Raw genomic sequence first — 20,597 nt, 5'->3', positions numbered from 1 at the left:
CTCGAAGATCGCCTCGCCGCGGCTTCCGTTGATCACCAGCTGGATGTCGCTATTGAGAGCGTCCGCACTTGGCTGTCTCGGGTAGCCAAGCGTGGTGGTCGTGGGCTTCGGCTGGACCCTCTGCCAAAGGAGTCAGTCCGTGATTTCGCCTAGCCGCGCCGGCCACCTTCTGCGCGCTGTCGTGAGGCTGGCTCGGCCATCTAGGGCCGGCGGCGCGCAAACCATCGACCAGCTGCCGCGATCTCTCCGGGGTGCCGGGGGCTCTTCCCCGGCGGCTATGGCGCATGGATGCGCCGCTCCTGTTGCAGCGGTTGGACCCGCGCAAACACCCTCGCCGACCCCTTACATAATCATCCTGCTGACCATTTTTTTTGGCCTCACAGGAAAGATTTGCCTAGAGAAAATATCTGAGTTAATAATCCAACCCTTGGGAGTTAATCCGTGACCGCAAAGTCTGCGCCCACTAGGCATTATGCGAAATAGCAGGCCTACCGAAAGACCTTACTCCTTCCGGTTCTGCCGATACCAGGCCACCGCCCCCAGCAGCCCCAGCTGACCATGCTCCACCCGCCACACCGGCACCCGTTCAAGCTGCTCGGTCATCACGCCCTTGTTGAGGTAGCGCTGCAGGAAGCGGCCGTCATGCAGGAACTCCGGGATGTGCGCCGTCACGCCGCCGGCCAGGTACACGACCCGGGCGCCGAAGATGATGGCCAGATCACCGACGACACTGCCCAGCCAGCCGCAGAACGTCTCCAGCGTCTCCCGTGCCAGCGGATCCGACGCGGCCGCGGCCACCAGCGCGCCCGCATCCGCATGCACCGGCGTCGCATCGCGCAGCTCGCACAGGCACCGGTAGAGATTCATCAGGCCCGGGCCGGACAGCACGTGCTCGTTGTGCAGGTACGGACGGTCCTTCAACAACCGGCGCACGATGTCCAGCTCAAGCGCATTGCCGGCGGCCAGTGATGCCTGGCCGACTTCCGTCGGCAGCACGCGTGGCGGCTGACCCTCGATCCACACCGCCGCGCCCAGCCCGGTGCCCGGGCCGATCACCAGCGCCGGCGATGACGTGCCTGATGCCGTCAACGGCGTGAGCGGCGACAAGGTGTCCGGCGCCAGCGTGGGCACCGCATTGGCGACGGCCTCGAAATCATTGATCAGCTGCACCCACGCCAGGCCCGCACCGGCGCGTGTCTGTTCCACCGACACCGCCCACGGCAGGTTGGAATTGATCAGCCGGTCGCCTTCCAGTACGCCGGCGATCGCCACGACCGCGCCCTGGCACGGCGTGCCGGCCGCGTAGTCGCGCAGGATCGAGGCGAGGTCCGGGTGCTCGGCGCAGGCATAGCGGCGGTAGTCGTGGATTTCGTTGCTGCCGTCGGCGTCGATCCAGCCCAGCCGCGCATACGTACCGCCCACGTCCGCGACGATGATGCGGCGGTAGGTCGGACCCTGACGGGACGAATCGGTGGAAACGCCCGCGGGCATCTTGCTCATCATTACCGTGCCCGCCATGCGATTGCCGTGTTGTCCGAGGTCTTCAGAAGCCTGGCAAGGATATCGTGTCCCAGCGGACCTGGGCAGCGTGGACCGCCAGCTCACGCTTGCTCAATCGCTACGTCCGGGTATGTGTGCAGGCTGGCGTATCATGGGCGCATGTTCCGCTTCGCCACCCTGCTCCGTGCCCTGCTCTGCCTTGCGCTGCTGCTCAACGGCACGGCGTACGCGCATGCGGCCACGCGCATGGCGATGGGCGACATGGCCGCAGCGGCCCAGGCCGACGACGGCGTTCCGCCCTGCCATGAAGGCATGAACATGGACGGCATGGACAGGGAGGGCGAAGACGCCTCCCCGTCCGCCCAACACGACGACGATGCCGGCCTGCCCGATTGCTGCAAGGCCGGCAACTGCGACGGTTTCTGCGCCCAGCATGCGCCGGCGGTGACCTGGCTGGCGCCGTTGGACCCACCGCGCTATCCCACGGCGGACGCCCCGACCTACCACGCCGGCGCGCACGCCTCCGTGCGCCTGCCCCACCGTCTGCGACCTCCCATCCCGGCTGTCTGACGCCGCATTTGCGGCTCTCCGCAACGCCGGTGGCGCAGGTCGCACATCGGCGCCACGATCACGACGGACGCCACCGCGACAGCGGCCGGCGTGCCGACGATGCACAGGATGGTTTGAATGAAACACGATGAATCCACACTCGGACGCCTGGGCGCGTTCCGGCCGACGCGCCGCCAGTTCGTCACCAGATTGGCGACGGGCAGCGTCGCGTTGGGCCTCGGCCTGGCGCGCGTGCCCGCTTCCGCCGGTACGCCCGTGCGGCGCGGCGGCGCGGCGCTGGTGACCGGCACCGATTTCGCCCTAAATATCGGCGCGATGCCGGTCGACATCACCGGCCGAATGCGACCGGCGATTACCGTCAACAACAGCCTGCCCGCGCCGACGCTGCGCTGGCGCGAGGGCGACACGGTCACTGTGCGGGTCAGCAACCGGCTGCGCGACATGACCTCGATCCATTGGCACGGCATCCTGCTGCCGTCGAACATGGACGGCGTGCCCGGCCTGAGTTTCAACGGCATCGCGCCGGGCGAGACCTTCCAGTACCGCTTCCAGCTGAAGCAGTCCGGGACCTACTGGTACCACAGCCACTCGTTGTTCCAGGAACAGGCCGGCCTGTACGGCGCGCTGATCATCGATCCGCGCGAACCGGCGCCGTTCCACCACGACCGCGAACACGTGGTGCTGCTGTCCGATTGGACCGACCTCGACCCCGGCGCGCTGTACCGGCGTACGAAGAAGATGCCGGAGCACGACAACTACTACCAGCGCACGCTGGTGGACTTCGTGCGCGACGCGCGTCGCGACGGACTGGCGGAGACGATCGCCGACCGCGGCATGTGGGGACGCATGCGCATGACGCCGACCGACATCTCCGACATCAACGCGCACACCTACACCTACCTGGTGAACGGGGCCGCGCCGGCGGGCAACTGGACCGGTCTGTTCAGACCCGGCGAGAAGGTGCTGCTGCGCTTCATCAACGGTAGTGCGATGACGTACTTCGACGTGCGCATTCCCGGCCTGAAGATGACCGTGGTCGCCGCCGACGGCCAGTACATCCATCCGGTCAGCGTGGACGAGTTCCGCATCGCGGTGGCGGAGACCTTCGACGTGCTCGTCGAACCGATAGGCCAGGACGCCTTCACGATTTTCGCCCAGGACATGGGCCGCACCGGCTACGCACGCGGCACGCTGGCGGTGCGCGACGGACTGGAAGCGCCGATCCCGTCGCGCGATCCGCGTCCGCTGCTGACCATGGCCGACATGGCCCACGACATGGGTGGCCACGGCGCGCACAAGGGCATGGAGGGCGGCTGCGGCGCGATGATGGGTGAAGGCGGCTGTGGCGCCAACATGGGCGCGATGGATCACGGCGCGCACGGTGCGACCTCGAACGCACCGAGCCATCCCGCCAGCGAAACCGGCAGCCCGCTGGTCGACATGCAGTCGTCCGCCAGCGAACCGAAACTCGACGACCCCGGCATCGGCCTGCGCGACAACGGACGCCAGGTACTGACCTATGGCGCCATGCGCAGCCTGTTCGATGATCCCGATGGCCGCGAGCCGGGCCGCACGGTCGAACTGCACCTGACCGGTCACATGGAGAAGTTCGCCTGGTCGTTCGATGGCATCCCGTTCGCCAGCGCGGAACCGTTGACGCTGAAGTACGGCGAGCGCATGCGCATCGTGCTGGTCAACGACACGATGATGCAGCACCCGATCCACCTGCATGGCGTGTGGAGCGACCTGGAGGACGCCGACGGCGGCTTCCATCTGCGCAAGCACACCATCGACATGCCGCCGGGAACGCGGCGCAGCTACCGCGTGCGCGCCGATGCGTTGGGACGGTGGGCCTTCCACTGCCATCTGCTCTACCACATGGAAGCCGGGATGATGCGGGAAGTGAGGATCGAGGCATGAAGATTCACTTCCCTACCCCGCTCGGCATGACGGCTGCGATCGCGATGGTGCTGGGTTTCGCCCTCCCCGCCTCGGCACAGCATCACGACCATGCGCACCACGCCACGACCGATGCGCCAAAGCAGGATGCGCATGCGCAGCACGACCATGCGGCGATGTCGCAGTCGGAGCCGGCTCCGACATCCGCGGCGTCGCGCGAGCCGATCCCCGCCATCACCGCCGATGATCTGGCCGCCGCATTTCCCGTCATCGACCACCACGCCATGCAGCATGCGCCGGCGTTCAACCACAAGGTGACGTTCAACCGGCTGGAAGCCTGGGATGCCGATGAAGGCACCGGCCAGGCCTGGGAAGGCAGCGCGTGGTTCGGCACAGACACCGACCGTCTGTGGTTGCGCAGCGAGGGCGAACGTGTGGGCGGCCACACCGAAAGCGCCGACCTTGAAGTGCTGTACGGGCGCAGCGTCTCGCCGTGGTGGGACGCGGTGGCCGGCATCCGGCATGACTTCAAGCCTGATGACGCGCGCACGTGGGGCGCGTTCGGCGTGCAGGGCATGGCACCGTACCGCTTCGAGGTGTCGGCGACCGCCTATGTCAGCGAGGATGGCCAGGTGGCAGCCAACGTCGAGGTCGAGTACACGCTGCGCATCACCAACCGCCTGATCCTGCAGCCGCTGGTGGAAGTGGATATCGCGGCGAAGGACGATCCGGACTACGGCATCGGACGCGGCATTTCAGCGATCGAAGCAGGCCTGCGCCTGCGCTACGAGATCAGCCGCCGCTTCGCACCGTATGTGGGCGTGGTGTACGAACGCGCGCTCGGCGACACCGCCGATCTCCGCCGCGCAGACGGCGAAGACACGCGCGACACCCGTGTCGTGGCGGGCGTCCGGATCTGGTTCTGAGGGAAGCGGCTTGCGCCGCTGCACGCCTTCGGCGACGCAGCGATGCAGAGGAAACGGCCACCCGCGGTGGCCGTTTCCCTGCACGTCTCGGGGACTTACTTGACCTTGGCGTAAGTCGCCTTGAACGCGACACCACTCATGATGCCGCCGGCATGGCATTCGTAGTGGGTGGCGCTGCGGAACTCGTTCTTCTTGAAGTAGCTGACGATGTCGATGACCGCATTCGCACCGCGATCCTTCGCACCCTGCTGCAGCGCCTTCAACGCCGACAACGCCACCCAACGGCAGGACTCGGTGTCGGACTTGCCTACGCCATTGGTCTTCCTGTTGGTGACGTCCTCACCGAAGCGCGACACCACCGCGGGCGTCTTCTGGCCGGCCAGGTAGAAGCGGACGCTGCCGTCGATGCCGGCGGCCTTGGCCTCCGGCGAATCCAGCAACTCCTGCAGCGGCAGTTCGAGGCGCGTGTCGGCAGCGAAGGCCGGCACCGCGGTCAGCAGCAGGCAGGCCATGCCAACGGTCAGACGTCGTTTCAAGGTTCAGCTCCTTGGGTGATGGCGGCGTGGCCGCGGGAAGGCGCAGCGTGCCAAGCCGGCTGTTCGTGCGATGTGCAGGCCGACTGCACCACGCTGTCGTATGCGGGAACGGCAGCCGCTCAGGACGTAGGCGCAGTCGCCGGGGCCGGTGCCGTCTCCGCTTCCGTCATGTCGGGCAGGTGGAACACAGGCGACTGGTGGATATCGTGGGCCAGGTTGCGGATCCAGCGGTTGTAGTTGCGATGGATCTCGGCGACGCCGCGCTTGATCTCGTAGTCCATCTCCTTGCTGGAGACATACGAGATCTTGAAGCCCTCGGCGTCGTAATCCACCGCGACCACCACCTCGTGCTCGCGTGGCGCGTAACGCAGCGTGACCTGGCCGGGCTTGCTCTCCACGACCGTCCAGCCACGCAGCCTGCCGGCGTAGATGATCGCCGCGCTGACACGCTTGGCGGTGGGCGCGATGCCGTTGGTGGCTTCGACCCTTTCGTAGGCAGGCACCACCATCGGATCCTGCCTGCCCGCAATGGCGGGCACGCTGGCCGCCGCCAGTGCGAACGCGAACAGCAACGCTACGGAACGCTTCATCATGTTTCCCCCTGTGGTCGTGGATGGCGGTGGCCGGGCACCCCTGCCCGTCCGCTCACCAGCGCCTGAAGATCAGCGACGTGTTGATGCCGCCGAACGCGAAATTGTTGTTCATCACGTAATCGGTCTGCAGCTCGCGGCCCTCGCCGGTGATGTAGTCGAGGTCGGCGCAGCGCGGATCGCGCTCTTCCAGGTTCAGCGTGGGCGCGAACCAGCCCTCGCGCATCATCTGCAGCGCGATCCACGACTCGTACGCACCGCAGGCGCCCAGCGTGTGGCCGACGTAACTCTTCAGCGAACTGATCGGCATGCGGTTGCCGAACACCGCCGCCGTGGCCGCGGTTTCGGCGATGTCGCCATGGTCGGTGGCAGTGCCATGCGCATTGACGTAGCCGATCGCCTCCGGCGTCAGGCCCGCGTCTTCCAGCGCCAGTCGCATCGCCTGCGCCATGGTGTCGGCGCTGGGTTGGGTGACGTGCTGGCCGTCGCTGTTGGTGCCGTAGCCGACGATCTCGGCCAGGATGGTGGCGCCGCGCGCCTGGGCGTGTTCCAGGTCTTCCAGTACCAGCGTGCACGCGCCTTCGCCCAGCACCAGGCCGTCGCGGTTGGCATCGAACGGGCGCGGCGTCAGCTCGGGCTGGTGGTTGCGCACGCTGGTGGCGAACAGGGTGTCGAACACCGCCGCGGCGGTGGCATCCAGCTGTTCGGCGCCACCGGCGATCATCGCGACCTGCTTGCCGCTGCGCACGGCTTCGTACGCGCAACCGACGCCCTGGCTGCCCGAGGTGCAAGCGCTCGAGGTGGTGTACACGCGCCCGGTCAGGCCGAAGAACACGCCGATGTTCACCGGCGCGGTGTGGCTCATCATCTTCAGGTAGGTGGTGGCGTTGATGCCTTCGGTGGTGTGCTCGTTGAGCATCCGCCCGAAATCGCCGACCGCTTCATGGCTGCCCGCGGACGAGCCGTAGGACACGCCCACCTTGCCGCTCTTCAGCAGTGGATCGCCGAGCAGACCCGCCTGCTCCAGTGCGAGCTCGGTCGCACGCACCGACATCAGCGCCACGCGCCCCATGCTGCGCGTGGTCTTGCGGTTGTAGTGGGCCGGCAGCTCGAACGCCTCCGCCGGCGCGGCCAGCCGGGTGTTCAGGCCCTCGTATTTCGCCCAGTCGTCCATGTGGCGCACGGCATTGCGGCACTCGCGCAGGCGCAGGTGCACGCTGGGCCAGTCGTGGCCGAGCGGACTGATGGTGCCGGCGCCGGTCACCACCACGCGTCGATCGTTGCGACTCATCCGATCAGTCCTCCGTTGACCGAAATCACCTGACGGGTCACGTACGACGCCTGCGGCGACATCAGGAAGGCCACCACGGCGGCGACTTCCTCGGGCCGGCCGACGCGCTTCATCGGGATCATCTTCAGCGCTTCGTCGACCACCTCGCCACTGACCATTTCGGTATCGATCAATCCCGGCGCCACGCAGTTGACGGTGATCCCGCGGCTGGCCAGTTCCAGTGCCAGCGCCTTGGTCGCCCCGATGATGCCGGCCTTGGCCGCGCTGTAGTTGACCTGCCCGCGGTTGCCGACCAGGCCGGACACCGACGACAGGGTGACGATGCGGCCGGGCTTGCGCCGGCGCACCATCGGCATGACCAGCGGATTGAGGATGTTGTAGAAGCCGTCGAGGTTGGTGCGCAGCACGGCGTCCCAGTCCTCGCCGGTCATCGCCGGGAAGGCGGTGTCGCGGGCGATGCCGGCATTGCAGACCACGCCGTGGTAGGTGCCGTGCTCGCCGATGTCGGCGTCCAGCGCCTGCGCGGCGGCGTCGCGGTCGGCCACATCGAAGGCCAGCACGCGCGCCTGCCGGCCAAGCTCGCGGATCTGTCCGGCGACCGTCTCGGCTTCGTCCACGCGGCTGCGGCAATGCACGACCACGTCGAAGCCGTCCTGCGCCAGCCGCAGCGCGATGGCCCGCCCTATTCCCCGGCTCCCCCCGGTGACCAGGACCGTCTGTTCTGCACTCATTCCTGCGTACTCTCCAAATAGGCCATCGCGTCGGCGGGTTCGTACACCGACACGTTGGCGGTCGCCAGTTCCTCGCCATCCCCCAGGATGCGGCAGCGGAACATGCCCAGCCCATTGTCGCCCAGCAGCTCGCGGATCGCCTCGATCCGCAGCACGCTGCCGGCACGGAACCACGAGACGCGGCTCTCGTAGCGCCGCGTCCCGAGCAGGAAGCCGACCGATGGTGCGCGTCCGGCCGCCCGAGCACGGCAACCGGACCAGGCGGCGATGGTCTGCGCCATGTACTCCACGCCGACCCAGGCGGGCACGCCCTCGGCGTGGCTGAAAGGTCCTTCTTCGGGCACGCGCAGCTCGACGGCCACGGTGTCCTCGTCCCAGTCGACCAGCCGGTCGACCAGCCGCATCGTCCCGCGGTGCGGTACCACGCGCTGGATGTCGTACAGCTCGCGCATCATTCTCCTCCGAACACCAGCACGGCATTGCTGCCGCCGAACGCGAACGACTGGCTCAGCACATGCCGCAGCGGCCGCGGGGCGGTGGCGCCCGGCGCGACGAAGGACAGCGGCGGCAGTTCCGGATCCACCGCGCCATCCCACCAGTGCGGCGGCAGCAGGTGCCGGGGATTGTCGGTCATCGCCAGCCAGCACAGGCCCGCTTCGATGGCGCCTGCCGCACCCAGCGTGTGCCCGGTCAACGGCTTGGTGGCGCTCGCCGGCACGTCGCTGCCGAGCGCCGCGGTCACCGCGCGGCTTTCCATCGCATCGTTCTGCGGCGTGGCGGTGCCATGCAGGTTGACGTAGTCGATCTGCGACGGCGACAGCTTCGCCCGCGCCAGCGCCTGCCCGATGGCATCGATGGCGCCGATGCCCTGCGGCTCGGGTGCGGAGATGTGGTGGGCGTCGGCGGTTTCGCCCCACCCCGCCAGTCGCACCGGCCCCGGCGCGCGCGTCATCAGGAACAGCGCCGCGCCCTCGCCGATGTTGATGCCATGCCGGTGCGCGGAAAACGGATTGCAGCGCTCCACCGAGACCGACTCCAGCGCCATGAACCCGCGCACGGTGAAGGCGCACAGTGAGTCGGCGCCGCCGGTGATGACCGCATCGACCAGCCCGGTGCGCAGCAGGCGCGCGGCGGACGCCATCGCCTTCGCGCTGGAGGAACATGCCGTGGAAATCGTCCATGCCGGACCACGCGCACCGGATTCGGCGGCCAGGAAACGCGACGGTGCGCCGATCTCCTGCTGCACGTAGTGGAAGCCGTCCGGCCATTGCCCATGCCGGTGCCAGTGCGTCATCGCCTGCTCGGCCTCGCCGATGCCGGACGTGCTGGTGCCCACGACGACCGCGACACGCGACGGTCCATGGCGTTCGATCGCCTGCTGCACCTGCCCATGGATCTGCAGGTACGCCGCACGCAGCAGCGCATTGTTGCGGCCGTGCAACGGGGCGGGGTGATGGTCGAGCGTCGGCAGTGGACGCGATACCGCGCCCAGTGCCAGCGTCTGCCCCGGCAACAGGCGGTCGTTGGCCGCGACGCCCTGCGGCGCATCGGTGCGGAACATCGCCGCGCGCACCTCATCGGCCCCGTCGCCGAGCGCGCAGACGATGCCGAGGTGGTTGAGGAAGATGGCGTCGCCGCTCACGGGGCCTGCACTCCGCCGGCCACCGATTCGATCGTCAGCTCGTAACCGTCGACGTCGTTGCGGATGCGCAGCGTACCCGCATCCACCTGTTCGCGTTGCAACCAGACCTGCCCGTTCCTGCGCAACTCGCGGAAGGTACCGCGCTCGGTCAGCTCCCAGCCGGCGGGTAATGCGGATCGGATCGCATCGGCCGGCCAGAGGCTGAACTGCACGTCGTCGAGCACGCGCTCGCCGCGCACGGCGGCAGGCAACCAGGCAGCGCGATCTTCGACTAGGTCCTTTCCGTCCCACTGCAGGCGCACGCCGGTACGGCCCATCGCCTGCACCGCCAGACGCACGACGGTGGCGTCGACTTCGAGCAGCGCATCCAGTTCGCGCACCTGCGTGCCGAAGCGGAACACCAGGCGCTGCTGGGCGGACAGCTCATGGCCGAGGGCTGCCGGCGCCAGCTGCAACGAAGGCAGCACGACGTCCGGCTTCACCGGCGGCATGGCGCACGCGGACACCCACAGGCATGCCATCAGCAGCGCGATCAGCCGGTGCACAGCTGCTCCAGCACCTGCAGGCGGCGCTGCGTGTCGGCGACGTAAGGATTCTTCCTGTCCCAGGCGTAGCCGGCGAGGATCGAGCAGATCATGCGACGGATATCCGGCTGCGGATCGGGATGCAGGATGATCTTCTGGAAGCCGCCGGCGTACCACGACTCCACGAACCGGCGGAACGTCTGCACGCCGCCGCGCAACGGAATGGCGAAGTCCGCCTCCCAGTCCACCGCCTCGCCGGCGTAGTGGCGACGCAGGCATTCGCTGGCCAGCTGCGCGGACTTGAACGCGATGGTCACGCCGGAGGAGAACACCGGATCGAGGAATTCACCGGCATTGCCGAGCAGCGCATACCCCGGTCCCCACAGCGACGACACGTTGGCCGAGTAACCGGTGATCTGGCGCACCGGCAGCACGGCCCACTCCGCGTTCGCCAGCAGGCGCGTCAGGTTGGGGTCCTCGCCGACGATGGCCTGCAGGCGTTCCAGTTCGGTACCGGTATAGCGATCGAGGAAGCTCTGTTCCGCCACCACGCCCAGCGAGCAGCAGCCGTTGGAGAACGGGATGGTCCAGTACCACACGTCCACGTGTTCCGGATGCGTGGTGATGAGGATCTTGTTGCGGTCGAAGCCGGCGTCGTGCGGGATGTGGTCGCGCACGTGGGTGAAGATGGCGCCGCGCACCGGGAAGTTCGACGGCGACTCCAGTTTCAGCAGGCGCGGCAGCAGGCGGCCGAAGCCGCTGGCATCGAGCATGAAGTCCGCTTCGATCACGTACTCCTCGCCCTCCGGCGAACGCACGGTCACGCGCGGGGTCTCGCCCGGTTCGGCGGACAGCACCTCGTGGCGGTAACGGACCTCGGCGCCCATCCGCTCGGCGCCCTTCGCCAGCACATGGTCGAAGTCGGCGCGCTGCACCTGGTAGGTGGTGCCCCAGCCTTCGGAGAACTTGTCGCGGAAATCGAACTCGGTGGTGCGTTCGCCGCGCACGAACGCCGCGCCGTTCTTGTACTGGAAACCGGCTTCCACCACGTCCTGCAGCAGCCCGGCGGCCTGCAGGTACTCCATGCTCTGCGGCAGCAGGCTCTCGCCGATGGAGAAGCGCGGAAACTGCTCGCGCTCGACGATCAGCACCTTGCGGCCCTGCTGCCGCAGCATCGCCGCCGCCACGGAACCGGCGGGTCCCGCGCCGATGATCAGGATGTCAGTGCGTTCCGTCTTCATGTGGGGGAATGTCCGTGCAAGGGGGAATCATCCGGCGCGGGCCGGAACAGGGGCGACAGCAGCCAGACCAGGCCGATGCCGAACAGCAGGGTCAGGCCGAACGCGCGCAAGGCCGGCGTGGCCGACAGACCCAGCAGGCCGAACGACAGCCAGGTACTGGCGGCGCCGACACAGACCGCAAGCCAGGCGCGGCCATCGCCACGGTGCTCGACCAGAAAGATGCCGTAGTCGATGCCCATGCCCAGCAACAGCATCAGCGCCAGCACGTTGAACAGCTGCAACGGCAGCCCCAGCCAGCCCAGCAGCGCCACCGTCAGCACACCGGCCAGCACGGTCGGGGTGATGACGCGCCACGCCTGCCCGCGATAGCGCAATGCCAGCACGACGAACACCACCGCCACGCCCGCCAGCAGCAGCCACGACATCATGTGGCGGTAGTGCGTCAGCAGGCGTGAAATGTCGGCGGTGCGGTCGACCCAGCGTACGCCGTCCAGCCCGTCCGCCTGCGCGGCGAACGTGGCCATCGCCTCCGGCTTCGACCGGTCGTTGACCATCACCACCGAGGCCACGCCCTGCCCCACCTTGCCCAGCCACAGATGGCGCACCGGCAGCGAGGCCGGCGACGCCAGGAAGGCCTCGATGCCGAGGGAGCTCTTGGCCAGCTCGCCACGCACCAGCGTTTCTCCCGTCACCGCCGACAGCTGCGCCAGCACGTCCTGCTCGACCCGCGCAGCCAGCGCCGCATCCTCGTCCTGCCGGCGCTGCGACGGCAGCCAGTCGCTCAGCGCACGGTGACCGCCGACGGCCCCGTTCGCCTCGGCCTGGCGCAGCCGTGCGACCAACTGTTCTTCGCGCTGCAATACCTGTTCTGCATCGCGTCCCTGCACCAGGAAGAACTGCGCGGGGCTGGGCATGCCGAGCAGCCGGCCGGCCTCGCGCTGCTGCGCGATCAGTTCCGGCGGCGAGGACTGCAGGCCGCGCAGGTCGTCGTTGCCCTCCACGCGCATCAGTCCCGGCACGGCGACCAGCGCCACCGCGAGCACGAACATCATCAGGGCACGACGTCCCGCGATCCTGGGCCAGTGCGCCAGGGTGCCGCCGAGCCAGCGCGAGAAGGCCGTCTCGCGGACCCGCCCCCCATCCAGCCACGGGAACAGGAAGATCACGGTCAGGAACGCCGCCGCCAGACCGACCACGGAGAACAGCGCCATCTGCCGCAGGCCCGGGAATGGCGCCAGTCCCAGCGCCAGGTAGGCCAGCGCACTGGTCAGCAGCGCCAGCCACAGGCTGGGCAGCAGATGGCGCAACAGCGGCCAGCGATGTTCATTGGCGACGCCCTGGCGCGACGAGAACCAGTGGATGCCGTAGTCCTCCGCCACGCCGACCAGGCTCGCGCCGAAGATCAGCGTCAGCAGATGGATCTTGCCGAACACCAGCACGGTCACCGTCAGCGCCACCGCGCAGCCGACCAGCAGCGACAGCGCCACCAGCAACAGCGGGCGCAGCGACCGGAACGCCAGCCACACCAGCAGCAGCACGGCCGCCAGCGAGCCCCAGCCGATCGTGTTCACCTCGCGGCTGGCCTGCACGGCGGCCGATTCGGCATGCAGCGGCACCCCGGCCTTCAGTACGCGCAGATCCGGTGCCACCGCCGTGGCTGCGGCGGTCGCGCCATCCAGCACGTCTTGCAGGTGACGCTCGCCATCCAGCCGGAAGGCCGACGTGCGCAGCGTGTACTGCAATACCGCCCAGTGGCGGCCTTCGGCCTGCAGCAGACCGTCGCCATCCAGCGCCATGCCGGAGGCCGTCGCCTGCGCCTGCCACCACTGCGACCACAGCCCCAACGGATCGCTGCGCCATTCGGTAAGCCGGGGTGCGCCCATCGGCCCGTACAGCGCGGCCAGCGCCGACTCGGCCAGCACCTCCGCCGGTGTCTGCGCGAGCATGTCGCGCTGCGCCGGCGTCAGCAGCCGGTCGCGGTGCGGCGCCAGATTGTCGCGTGCCTGCGCGAACCAGTCCTCCGGCGATCCCGCGGTCGCCAGCATGGCCTGCGCGGCCGGGCGAGCGAGCGCCGCCTCGAACGCCTGACGCGCCTTGAGCGCCGCAGCCGCATCGGAGGCGCCCAGCATGACCACGACATCGCGCGCACTGTTCTCTGCGATGCGCCGGGTCGCCTCGCCTACCGCAGGATCGCCTGCTTCCTGCGGCAGCAGGGCCAGCACGTCGGTGTCGATGCGCGGCGCCTGCCAGAACTGCACGTGATGCCAGGCCACGGCGGCCAGCACCAGCACCCAGGCGAGCGCTAGCCAACGCCAGCCACGCAGCGGCCGGCCCGATGCAAGGGGACGTGCGGGTTCACTCAAACCGGGCTGCCTCGTCGCGCGACAGGGCCGGCGTCTCGCTCATGCCGCTGAAACGCAAGCGGGTGAGATCGCCGTTGGCTTCGCGCAGCTCGACTTGGCGCACGTAGCGGTCGCCGGACAGGCGTACCGAAGTGAACGCCTGCGCCAACTGACGCGAGCGCGGCACCAGCGTCATCGCCCAGCCGGTCGCTGCCGGCTCGCCCTTCACCTCGAACGTCGACGTCAACGCCTTCATGTCGCCGCTCATCAACGCGAACATCATTGCGTTGACGCTGCGCAGGCCGGGTTGCTGTTTGCCGTCCACTTCCACGCGACGGCTGCCGTCGCGCTGGCGGCTGAGGATACGGTCCCGGGTAATGACGAGTTCCGACGGAAACGGCGCCGTCGTGGTCCAGACCACGCCCTTGTCGCGCGCCAGCACGAAGCGGCCGTTGGAACGCAGCGGATTCTTGAAGCCGGCGACCTGCTTTTCCTGGGTGAAATCGCCGCGCAGCAATGGCACCTGCGCCACCTGTTCGCGCACCTGGACCAGCGGATCGGCGGCGATGGCCGGCGCCATGACGCCACCCGCCACGACGGCAAGCACGAACGCGAACACGCGTCCACGGATCATCTTCATGACACCTCGACTCCCAGCCGTTCCCACAGGACAGGCGGGCACTGATAACGCATCTCGCCTGAAGCGGCGTCGACCGCGACCTGGATCGTGTGCGCCCGGGTCAGCACTTCGCCACTGGCGGCATCCTGGATCAGGTAGTCCAGCTTCAGCCGGTTCTCCCACTCGCTGATGCGTGCGGCCACCACCAGCGGCTGCGCGTAACGCAGCGGCCGGATGTACTTCACGCGCGCGTCGACGACCGGCCACAGGTAGCCGGAGGCCTGCATCTGCGGATAGTCGTAGTCGAACCGCTGCAGCAAGGCGCAGCGGGCGATTTCCAGGTACTTGAAGTAGTGCCCGTGCCACACCACCTGCATGGCGTCGCAGTCGTGGAACGCCGGGCTCAGCCGGATCTCGATTGCCAGATCGTCGCGCAGGTCAGCCGGCATAGACATCCCAACGCTCGTCGCGGATATCGGCCAACAACTGGCGCAGCTCGCCGTCCAGCGCACGGTCTTCCTCCACCAGGGGAATGCGTGCCTGCAGGTCGGCGTACATCGTCGCCGGGCCTTCACCCAGAGTGGACTGCAGGCCGACGCGCTCGCGCAGCGCCAGTGCCTGGCGCGCGGCGATCAGCATGCCGGCGATCACCTGCTCGGTCAGCTCGATCACGCGCAGGCAGTCGCGGGCCGCGATCGTGCCCATGCTGACCTTGTCCTGGTTGTGGCATTCGGTGGAACGCGAGAATACCGAGGCGGGCATCGTCAGCTTCAACGCCTCGGCGGTCCATGCCGACACGCTGATCTGCAGGGCCTTCAGGCCGTGGTTGATCGCCGCACGCGGGCCGGTGGCGCCGGACAGGTTGGCGGGCAGGCCGTGGTTGTAGCGCGCATCGACGATCAGCGCGAGCTGGCGGTCCAGCAGGTCGGCGACGTTGGCCACCGTGTTCTTCAGCGAGTCCATCGCGAAGGCGATATGGCCACCGTAGAAATGGCCGCCGTGCAGGATCTGCTCGCGCTCGGGATCGATCAGCGGATTGTCGTTGGCGCTGTTGAGTTCGGTCTCGATCAACTGGCGCAGGAACGGCAGCGCGTCCTCCAGCACGCCGATCACGTGCGGCGCGCAGCGCAGCGAATAGCGGTCCTGCAGGCGCTGCTCGTTGCGCGGTGGCCGGTCGCTGTGCAGGTCCTCGCGCAGCCGCTGGGCCACGCGCAACTGGCCGGGATGCGGCTTGGCCGCGAACAGCACGGCATCGAAGTGATGCGCGTTGCCGTCGCTGGCCAGCACGTTGAAGGCGGTCAGCCGGGTGGCCAGCCGCGACAGGTATTCGGCACGGTGGAACGCCAGGCAGGCAAGCGCCGTCATGACAGCGGTACCGTTCATGATGGCCAGGCCTTCCTTCGGGCGCAGCGTCAGCGGCGTCATGCCGATCTCGGCCAGCGCCTCGCGGGCGGGACGCTGGCGGCCGTCGTGCATCACCTCGCGCTCGCCGCAGAGCACCGCCGCCACGTAGGACAACGGCGTCAGATCGCCGCTGGCCCCTACCGATCCTTCCGCCGGAATCAGCGGCAGCACGTCGTGGCGAAGCAGCGACTCCAGCCCTTCGAGCAAGGGCACGCTGACGCCGGACATGCCGCGCACCAGCGAGGCCAGCCGCGCGGCGAGCACCGCGCGCGTCTCGGCCGGGTCCAGGAAGCGGCCCAGGCCACAGCCGTGGTAGGTGTACAGATGGTGCGGCAGCTCCGCGACCAAGGCCGGCGGAATATTGACCGTGCAGGAATCGCCATAACCGGTGGTGACGCCGTAGATGACGCCCTCCTCTTCCAGCAGACGGCTGAGAAAATCCGCGCCCTTCGCGATCCGCGCGCGGAACGCCGGGTCCGTCGACAGCACCGCGGGCACCTGCCGTCGCGCCAGCGCCACCACGTCCTCGATGCGCAGCGGTGCGTCGCCGAAAACCGGCGCGACGGATTCATTCATTGCGGGCGTCATGCGTTACCTGATCCCAGAAGGGGTAGAAGTTGAACCAGTCGTACGGGGAGCGACGGACCTGCTGTTCCATCCATGCCGAGAACTGCGCAGCGTAGCCGGCCAGGGCGGCATCGCGCGAGCCGCGCGGCAGCACGATGCGCTCGGCGAAGGCGTCGAACTGCACGGCGTAGCCGTCGCCTTCGTGCAGGCAGGCCATCGTGAACACGGGGCAGCGCAGCGCAGCACCGAGCACATAGGCGCCGATGGGGAACGGCGCATCGCGACCAAGGAAGGTTGCGGTGACGCTGCGGCCGCCACGCAGCGGGACACGGTCGCCGGCGATGGCGACGAACTCGCCACGCGCCACGCGTTCGGCCAGCTTCACTGCGTCGGCCGGCCCCAGGTCGGTGACCTGCAGCAGTTCGACCCGCGTGGTCTCGTCGAGCCGGCGCATCATCCGGTTGAAGCGTTCGGCGTGCGCGGTGTGCACCAGCGCGGTCAGGCGCAGCCCGGGCACCTGCTCGGCCATCACCTGGCACAACTCCAGGCAGCCCAGGTGGGCGGTGACGATCAGCCCGCCCTGCCCCGATCGCACCCTTGCCAGCACGCCCTGGCGCTCCATCCTCACCTTGTCGACCGGATAGCGCTGGCCCAGCGCCAGGATCTTGTCGAGCATGGTCTCGGCGAACATCGCGAAATGATGCAGGCTCTGCCACATCCCGGGACGCCGTACCGGCATACCCAGATGCTCGTGCGCGCGCCGCAGGTACTGCAACGATGCGCGACGCGCGGTGCCGTTGAGCAGCCAGTGCACCAGGACCACCGGGTACACGCAGAGGCGGAACGGCCAGCGCCCCAGCCAGCGATGCACCGCGCACAGCAGCAGGATACCGCGCACCGAGGTGGACTCGCCGATGTCGGCCCAGTGCTCGCTGCGACCGCTCATGCCGTGGCCTCCGGTGCGCGGCGGGCCAGCAACCGTGGCAGCCGGCGCAGCATGCCGAAGAACAGGCGCGTGTGCATGCGGCTGATCCGCACATTGTCGCGCCAGACGTCGAAGTGCGACACGCCGTCCAGCGGATAGGTCACGCGCGTCGGCCGGTTGCGTACGCTGACGCCGCGCCAGAACAGGCGCACCAGCACTTCCACGTCGAAGTCCATGCGCCGCCCGATGGTTTCCTCGTCCATCAGCCGCAGCACCGGCGGCAGCGGATACACCCGGAAGCCGCACATCGAGTCGCGGATGGCGAACGACAGCGTGTTGATCCACACCCACACATGGGTCAGGTAGCGACCGTAGAGCCGACCCTTCGGCACGCTGTCGTCGTACAGCGGCACGCCGCAGACGACGGCGGCCGGATGCGCTTGGGCGTCGGCGAGGAAAAGCGGGATGTCGGCCGGATCATGCTGGCCATCGGCATCGATCTGCAGGACGTGGGTATGACCGTGGGCGTCGGCGTCGCGGAACCCGGCCAGCACCGCACCGCCCTTGCCCTGGTTCACCGGCAGACGCAGCAGGCGCACCTGCGGCGCATGCAAGGCCGCGAGCCGGTCGAGCTCGCGCGCACAGGCCTCGCCCGAGCCGTCGTCCACCAGCAGGCACGGCACGCCGGCGGCCACCACGCCGGCCACCATCGTGGCGATGGCGTGTTCGTGGTCGAACACCGGGATCACCACGAGCGGACGGAACGCGGCGGGCGACGGCATGGGCTTATTCGTCATCGGCAAACACTACCCGGCCGCTCGCATGCGGCCCGTGCACGGAGGTGTAGCGGAACACCAGCGTGCTGCGGTCGGCCCGCCATTCGATCTCCAGCCGGATCAGGTCGCCCGGTCGCGCCACCCGCTGGAATTTCAATGCTTCCATCCGCAGGAAGCGCGGCGGCATGGCGAAGACCTCCCGCGCCAGTTGCACCGCCCAGTCGAGTTGCGCGACGCCCGGCAGGACCGCGGCCTGGGCGAAGTGGCCATCGAACACCGCCAGCGACGCATCCAGCAGAAGTTCGGCCTGCGCACGATCGGCTTCGCGCAGGGTCCAGTGCGCTTCCGGACGCTCCGGACGGAACAGCGCCGTCAGCGCCGTTTCGGTCACCTTGCCTTGCGCGTTCGACGGCAGCGACGCCACGAAGCGCCAGCGGCGGGGACGCGTCACGGCATCTTGGGTGCCGGCGAGATGTCGCGACAACGCCTGCGACAACGTGCGGCGTGCAGCGGCATCGGCAGGCACGGGCACGCCGTCGGCCATCGCGACGACGGCAGCCAGTGCGCTGCGCGCGCCCCCCAGCAACAGCACCCGGGCCTCCTTCACCGACGGGTGCGCCTGGATCTGGCGTTCGAGCGCTTCCAGCGAGACGCGCCGCTCCTCGACCTTGACGATGCGGTCGGCACGCCCCAGCAGGCGGAACCCGCCCCGGTCGTCCGGCTCCGCGCGATCCTGGCTGCGCCACCACGCCGCCTCGGCCAGATGCGGCGACTGCACTTCCAGCACGCCGTCGTGCACGCGCCAGTCCACGCCGGGCAGCGGCGTCCATGCAGGCTGTTCGGTGTCCCACCGGCGCCAGGCGATGCCGCCGGTTTCACTGCTGCCGAGGATCTCGGTGGGCGGCACGCCGAGCAGGCGGGCGGTGTCGTGTGCCGCGTCCGCGGGCAGTGCGCCGCCGGAGGAGAACACCGCGCGCAGTCGCCCGTGCAGCGACGCCCACGACAATTGCGCAGGCAAGCGTTTCAGGTGCGCCGGGCTCGCGACCAGCACCGCATCCTGCCCCTCCATCGCGGCCAGCAGGTCTTCCGGGAAGAAGGCCCGCGGCACGATGGCGCGCCCGGCCGCCAGCGGCCAGAGCACGCGGAACAGCAGGCCGTAGATGTGCTGGTGCGACACGGTGCCGTGCACCGCCGCGTCTTCCAGCCCCTCGCCCAGCGCGCTCTCCAGCGCGTGCACTTCGGCATCGAGCTGGCGCAGCCGCTTCTGGATCGCGACGGGTTCGCCGGTGCTGCCCGAGGTGAATACGATCAGGCGCGTGGCGTCCACGTCGAGCGGTAATGCCCGCGCGTGGGCGCCCGTCGCCTGCTCCGGCAACGGCAGGTCGCTCTGCTGCCAATCCCCGGCGAAGCCATCCACCTGCGCCCGCAGGCGCGCCTGCGTGCCGGCCAGTGCGTCACCCGGCAGCACCACGGTCTTGCCGGCGTGCCATGCGCCATACAGCGCGGCGGCGAAACGCGCGGCGTCGTCGAAATGCAGCGCCCAGGTGTCGCCTGCGCGCGCGCGGAAACCCGCCTGCCAGCGCAGCACCTCGTGATGGAATGCCGCATGGTCCGCAGAGGCCGCGCCCGCGGACACGAACGCGCGATCCGGCAAGGCGCGCACGGCGACGTCGGCAAGCGCGCACCAGTCAGCCATGCCGATGCCCCGCTTTCACGCGCTGCCGCACCAGCCATTCGCCGCCGAACAGCAGGCCGATCAGCCCGTAGGCGATCAGGCCGTTGTACAGCGCCCAGACCCAGTCGGACATCCACAGCGCGGTGACCAGCGCCAGCGCACCGTTGAGCACGAAGAAGCCGCACCAGACCTGGGTCACCCGGCGTGTGTAGGCCACGCCGGCGGGCGGCAGATCGGGCTCGGTGAGCCGCGCGATGCGCTCGACCGCCGATGGCGGGAACACCAGGCTGGTCGCGAACACCCCCAGCATCACCGCGTTGATCAGGGCCGGATAGAGTTTCAGCGGCAGCGCTTCGTTGAAGACGGTGGCCAGTGTCGCCAGCAGGGCGGCGCCGGCGGCCGCGACCAGCCAGACCGCCTGGCGGGTGGCAACGGCACGCAGCACGGCGAGTGCGAGCAGCAGCAGCGCCAGCCAGCGCGGCTCGAAGCGACCCATCGCCCAGTACACCACCAGCGGGTACGCCAACGACAACGCCACGAAGATGGCCGCGCCTATCCTGGACACGGGCACGCGGCGTGCGCTCAGGCGGCTTGTTCGCGGATCAGGCCGTACAGCACGTCCACGATGTCCTGCACCGTGCGCACCGACTTGAACGCATCCGGCTGCAGGCTGCGCCCCAGCAGCGGCTTGAGCTGCACGATCAGGTCCACCGCATCGATGCTGTCGATGTCGAGGTCGTCGTAAAGCCGGGCCTCGGGCGTGATGCGCGCGGGCTCGATCTCGAAGCTGTCATGCAGGATCGTGACGATCCGGTCGAAAAGTTCGTTCTTGGTCATCT

The 20,597-nt window shown here is 68.8% G+C and carries 21 protein-coding genes; 3 read left to right on the top strand and 18 right to left on the bottom strand.

Features of this window, described 5'->3' with window-relative positions:
* Positions 1 to 501 precede the first annotated feature (501 nt).
* Positions 502 to 1,491, bottom strand: a complete 990-nt coding sequence (locus tag ASD77_RS17315; RefSeq protein WP_235578586.1) for a glucokinase — start codon at positions 1,489 to 1,491, stop codon at positions 502 to 504.
* Positions 1,492 to 1,659: 168 nt separating this feature from the next.
* Between ASD77_RS17315 and ASD77_RS17310 the strand changes: the two genes are divergently transcribed.
* The 3 genes from ASD77_RS17310 to ASD77_RS17300 all read left to right on the top strand — a co-directional run bounded on the left by ASD77_RS17310 (position 1,660) and on the right by ASD77_RS17300 (position 4,895).
* Positions 1,660 to 2,070: a CopL family metal-binding regulatory protein gene (locus ASD77_RS17310; RefSeq protein WP_055944915.1), complete on the top strand. Its 411-nt coding sequence runs from the start codon at positions 1,660 to 1,662 to the stop codon at positions 2,068 to 2,070.
* Between the two features lie 117 nt (positions 2,071 to 2,187).
* Positions 2,188 to 3,990, top strand: a complete 1,803-nt coding sequence (locus ASD77_RS17305) for a copper resistance system multicopper oxidase (protein WP_055944912.1) — start codon at positions 2,188 to 2,190, stop codon at positions 3,988 to 3,990.
* Positions 3,987 to 4,895 (top strand): copper resistance protein B, encoded by a 909-nt coding sequence (locus ASD77_RS17300; protein WP_082563401.1) that lies wholly within the window; start codon positions 3,987 to 3,989, stop codon positions 4,893 to 4,895. The genes ASD77_RS17305 and ASD77_RS17300 overlap by 4 nt, the downstream gene beginning before the upstream one ends.
* 95 nt (positions 4,896 to 4,990) lie before the next feature.
* On the opposite strand, the gene ASD77_RS17295 is transcribed toward ASD77_RS17300, so the two are convergent.
* From ASD77_RS17295 to ASD77_RS17215, 17 genes are all read right to left on the bottom strand, one after another.
* A complete protein-coding gene (locus ASD77_RS17295) occupies positions 4,991 to 5,431 on the bottom strand; it encodes a hypothetical protein (protein ID WP_055944906.1) in 441 nt (146 codons plus the stop codon).
* Between the two features lie 119 nt (positions 5,432 to 5,550).
* Positions 5,551 to 6,021, bottom strand: coding sequence for a hypothetical protein (locus tag ASD77_RS17290; protein ID WP_156383710.1), 471 nt, complete (start codon positions 6,019 to 6,021; stop codon positions 5,551 to 5,553).
* Between the two features lie 55 nt (positions 6,022 to 6,076).
* Complete coding sequence (locus tag ASD77_RS17285; protein ID WP_055944900.1) at positions 6,077 to 7,312, bottom strand: beta-ketoacyl-ACP synthase; 1,236 nt, start codon at positions 7,310 to 7,312, stop codon at positions 6,077 to 6,079.
* A complete protein-coding gene (gene fabG, locus ASD77_RS17280) occupies positions 7,309 to 8,043 on the bottom strand; it encodes a 3-oxoacyl-ACP reductase FabG (RefSeq protein WP_055944897.1) in 735 nt (244 codons plus the stop codon). The genes ASD77_RS17285 and fabG overlap by 4 nt, the downstream gene beginning before the upstream one ends.
* The gene (locus ASD77_RS17275) at positions 8,040 to 8,495 is read right to left on the bottom strand and encodes a hotdog family protein (protein WP_055945130.1); all 456 of its coding nucleotides are present in this window, start codon (positions 8,493 to 8,495) and stop codon (positions 8,040 to 8,042) included. Before ASD77_RS17275 ends, fabG begins: the two co-directional genes overlap by 4 nt.
* Positions 8,495 to 9,685, bottom strand: a complete 1,191-nt coding sequence (locus tag ASD77_RS17270; RefSeq protein ID WP_055944894.1) for a beta-ketoacyl-ACP synthase — start codon at positions 9,683 to 9,685, stop codon at positions 8,495 to 8,497. The genes ASD77_RS17275 and ASD77_RS17270 overlap by 1 nt, the downstream gene beginning before the upstream one ends.
* Positions 9,682 to 10,230, bottom strand: a complete 549-nt coding sequence (locus tag ASD77_RS17265) for a DUF3261 domain-containing protein (RefSeq protein ID WP_055944891.1) — start codon at positions 10,228 to 10,230, stop codon at positions 9,682 to 9,684. The genes ASD77_RS17270 and ASD77_RS17265 overlap by 4 nt, the downstream gene beginning before the upstream one ends.
* On the bottom strand, positions 10,218 to 11,450 hold the full coding sequence (locus ASD77_RS17260; RefSeq protein ID WP_055944889.1) for an NAD(P)/FAD-dependent oxidoreductase: 1,233 nt from the start codon (positions 11,448 to 11,450) through the stop codon (positions 10,218 to 10,220). The genes ASD77_RS17265 and ASD77_RS17260 overlap by 13 nt, the downstream gene beginning before the upstream one ends.
* Positions 11,447 to 13,813: an MMPL family transporter gene (locus ASD77_RS17255; RefSeq protein ID WP_055944886.1), complete on the bottom strand. Its 2,367-nt coding sequence runs from the start codon at positions 13,811 to 13,813 to the stop codon at positions 11,447 to 11,449. Before ASD77_RS17255 ends, ASD77_RS17260 begins: the two co-directional genes overlap by 4 nt.
* Complete coding sequence (locus ASD77_RS17250) at positions 13,806 to 14,432, bottom strand: outer membrane lipoprotein carrier protein LolA (protein WP_055944885.1); 627 nt, start codon at positions 14,430 to 14,432, stop codon at positions 13,806 to 13,808. The genes ASD77_RS17255 and ASD77_RS17250 overlap by 8 nt, the downstream gene beginning before the upstream one ends.
* Positions 14,429 to 14,860: a thioesterase family protein gene (locus ASD77_RS17245; RefSeq protein WP_055944882.1), complete on the bottom strand. Its 432-nt coding sequence runs from the start codon at positions 14,858 to 14,860 to the stop codon at positions 14,429 to 14,431. Before ASD77_RS17245 ends, ASD77_RS17250 begins: the two co-directional genes overlap by 4 nt.
* Positions 14,850 to 16,391: an aromatic amino acid ammonia-lyase gene (locus ASD77_RS17240; protein WP_055944879.1), complete on the bottom strand. Its 1,542-nt coding sequence runs from the start codon at positions 16,389 to 16,391 to the stop codon at positions 14,850 to 14,852. The genes ASD77_RS17245 and ASD77_RS17240 overlap by 11 nt, the downstream gene beginning before the upstream one ends.
* Positions 16,384 to 17,328, bottom strand: a complete 945-nt coding sequence (locus ASD77_RS17235; protein WP_055944877.1) for an acyltransferase — start codon at positions 17,326 to 17,328, stop codon at positions 16,384 to 16,386. Before ASD77_RS17235 ends, ASD77_RS17240 begins: the two co-directional genes overlap by 8 nt.
* A complete protein-coding gene (locus ASD77_RS17230) occupies positions 17,325 to 18,104 on the bottom strand; it encodes a glycosyltransferase family 2 protein (RefSeq protein WP_055944874.1) in 780 nt (259 codons plus the stop codon). Before ASD77_RS17230 ends, ASD77_RS17235 begins: the two co-directional genes overlap by 4 nt.
* A complete protein-coding gene (locus ASD77_RS17225) occupies positions 18,094 to 19,779 on the bottom strand; it encodes an AMP-binding protein (protein ID WP_055944870.1) in 1,686 nt (561 codons plus the stop codon). The genes ASD77_RS17230 and ASD77_RS17225 overlap by 11 nt, the downstream gene beginning before the upstream one ends.
* Positions 19,772 to 20,323, bottom strand: coding sequence for a hypothetical protein (locus ASD77_RS17220; RefSeq protein WP_055945127.1), 552 nt, complete (start codon positions 20,321 to 20,323; stop codon positions 19,772 to 19,774). The genes ASD77_RS17225 and ASD77_RS17220 overlap by 8 nt, the downstream gene beginning before the upstream one ends.
* A 17-nt stretch (positions 20,324 to 20,340) precedes the next feature.
* Positions 20,341 to 20,595 carry an acyl carrier protein gene (locus ASD77_RS17215; protein ID WP_055944868.1) on the bottom strand — a complete coding sequence of 85 codons (255 nt, stop codon included), beginning with the start codon at positions 20,593 to 20,595 and terminating at the stop codon, positions 20,341 to 20,343.
* Positions 20,596 to 20,597 lie beyond the last annotated feature (2 nt).

This window comes from Pseudoxanthomonas sp. Root65, from assembly GCF_001427635.1.
In the GTDB taxonomy this organism is placed as follows: domain Bacteria; phylum Pseudomonadota; class Gammaproteobacteria; order Xanthomonadales; family Xanthomonadaceae; genus Pseudoxanthomonas_A.
This window is presented reverse-complemented; position numbering and strand designations above follow the sequence as displayed.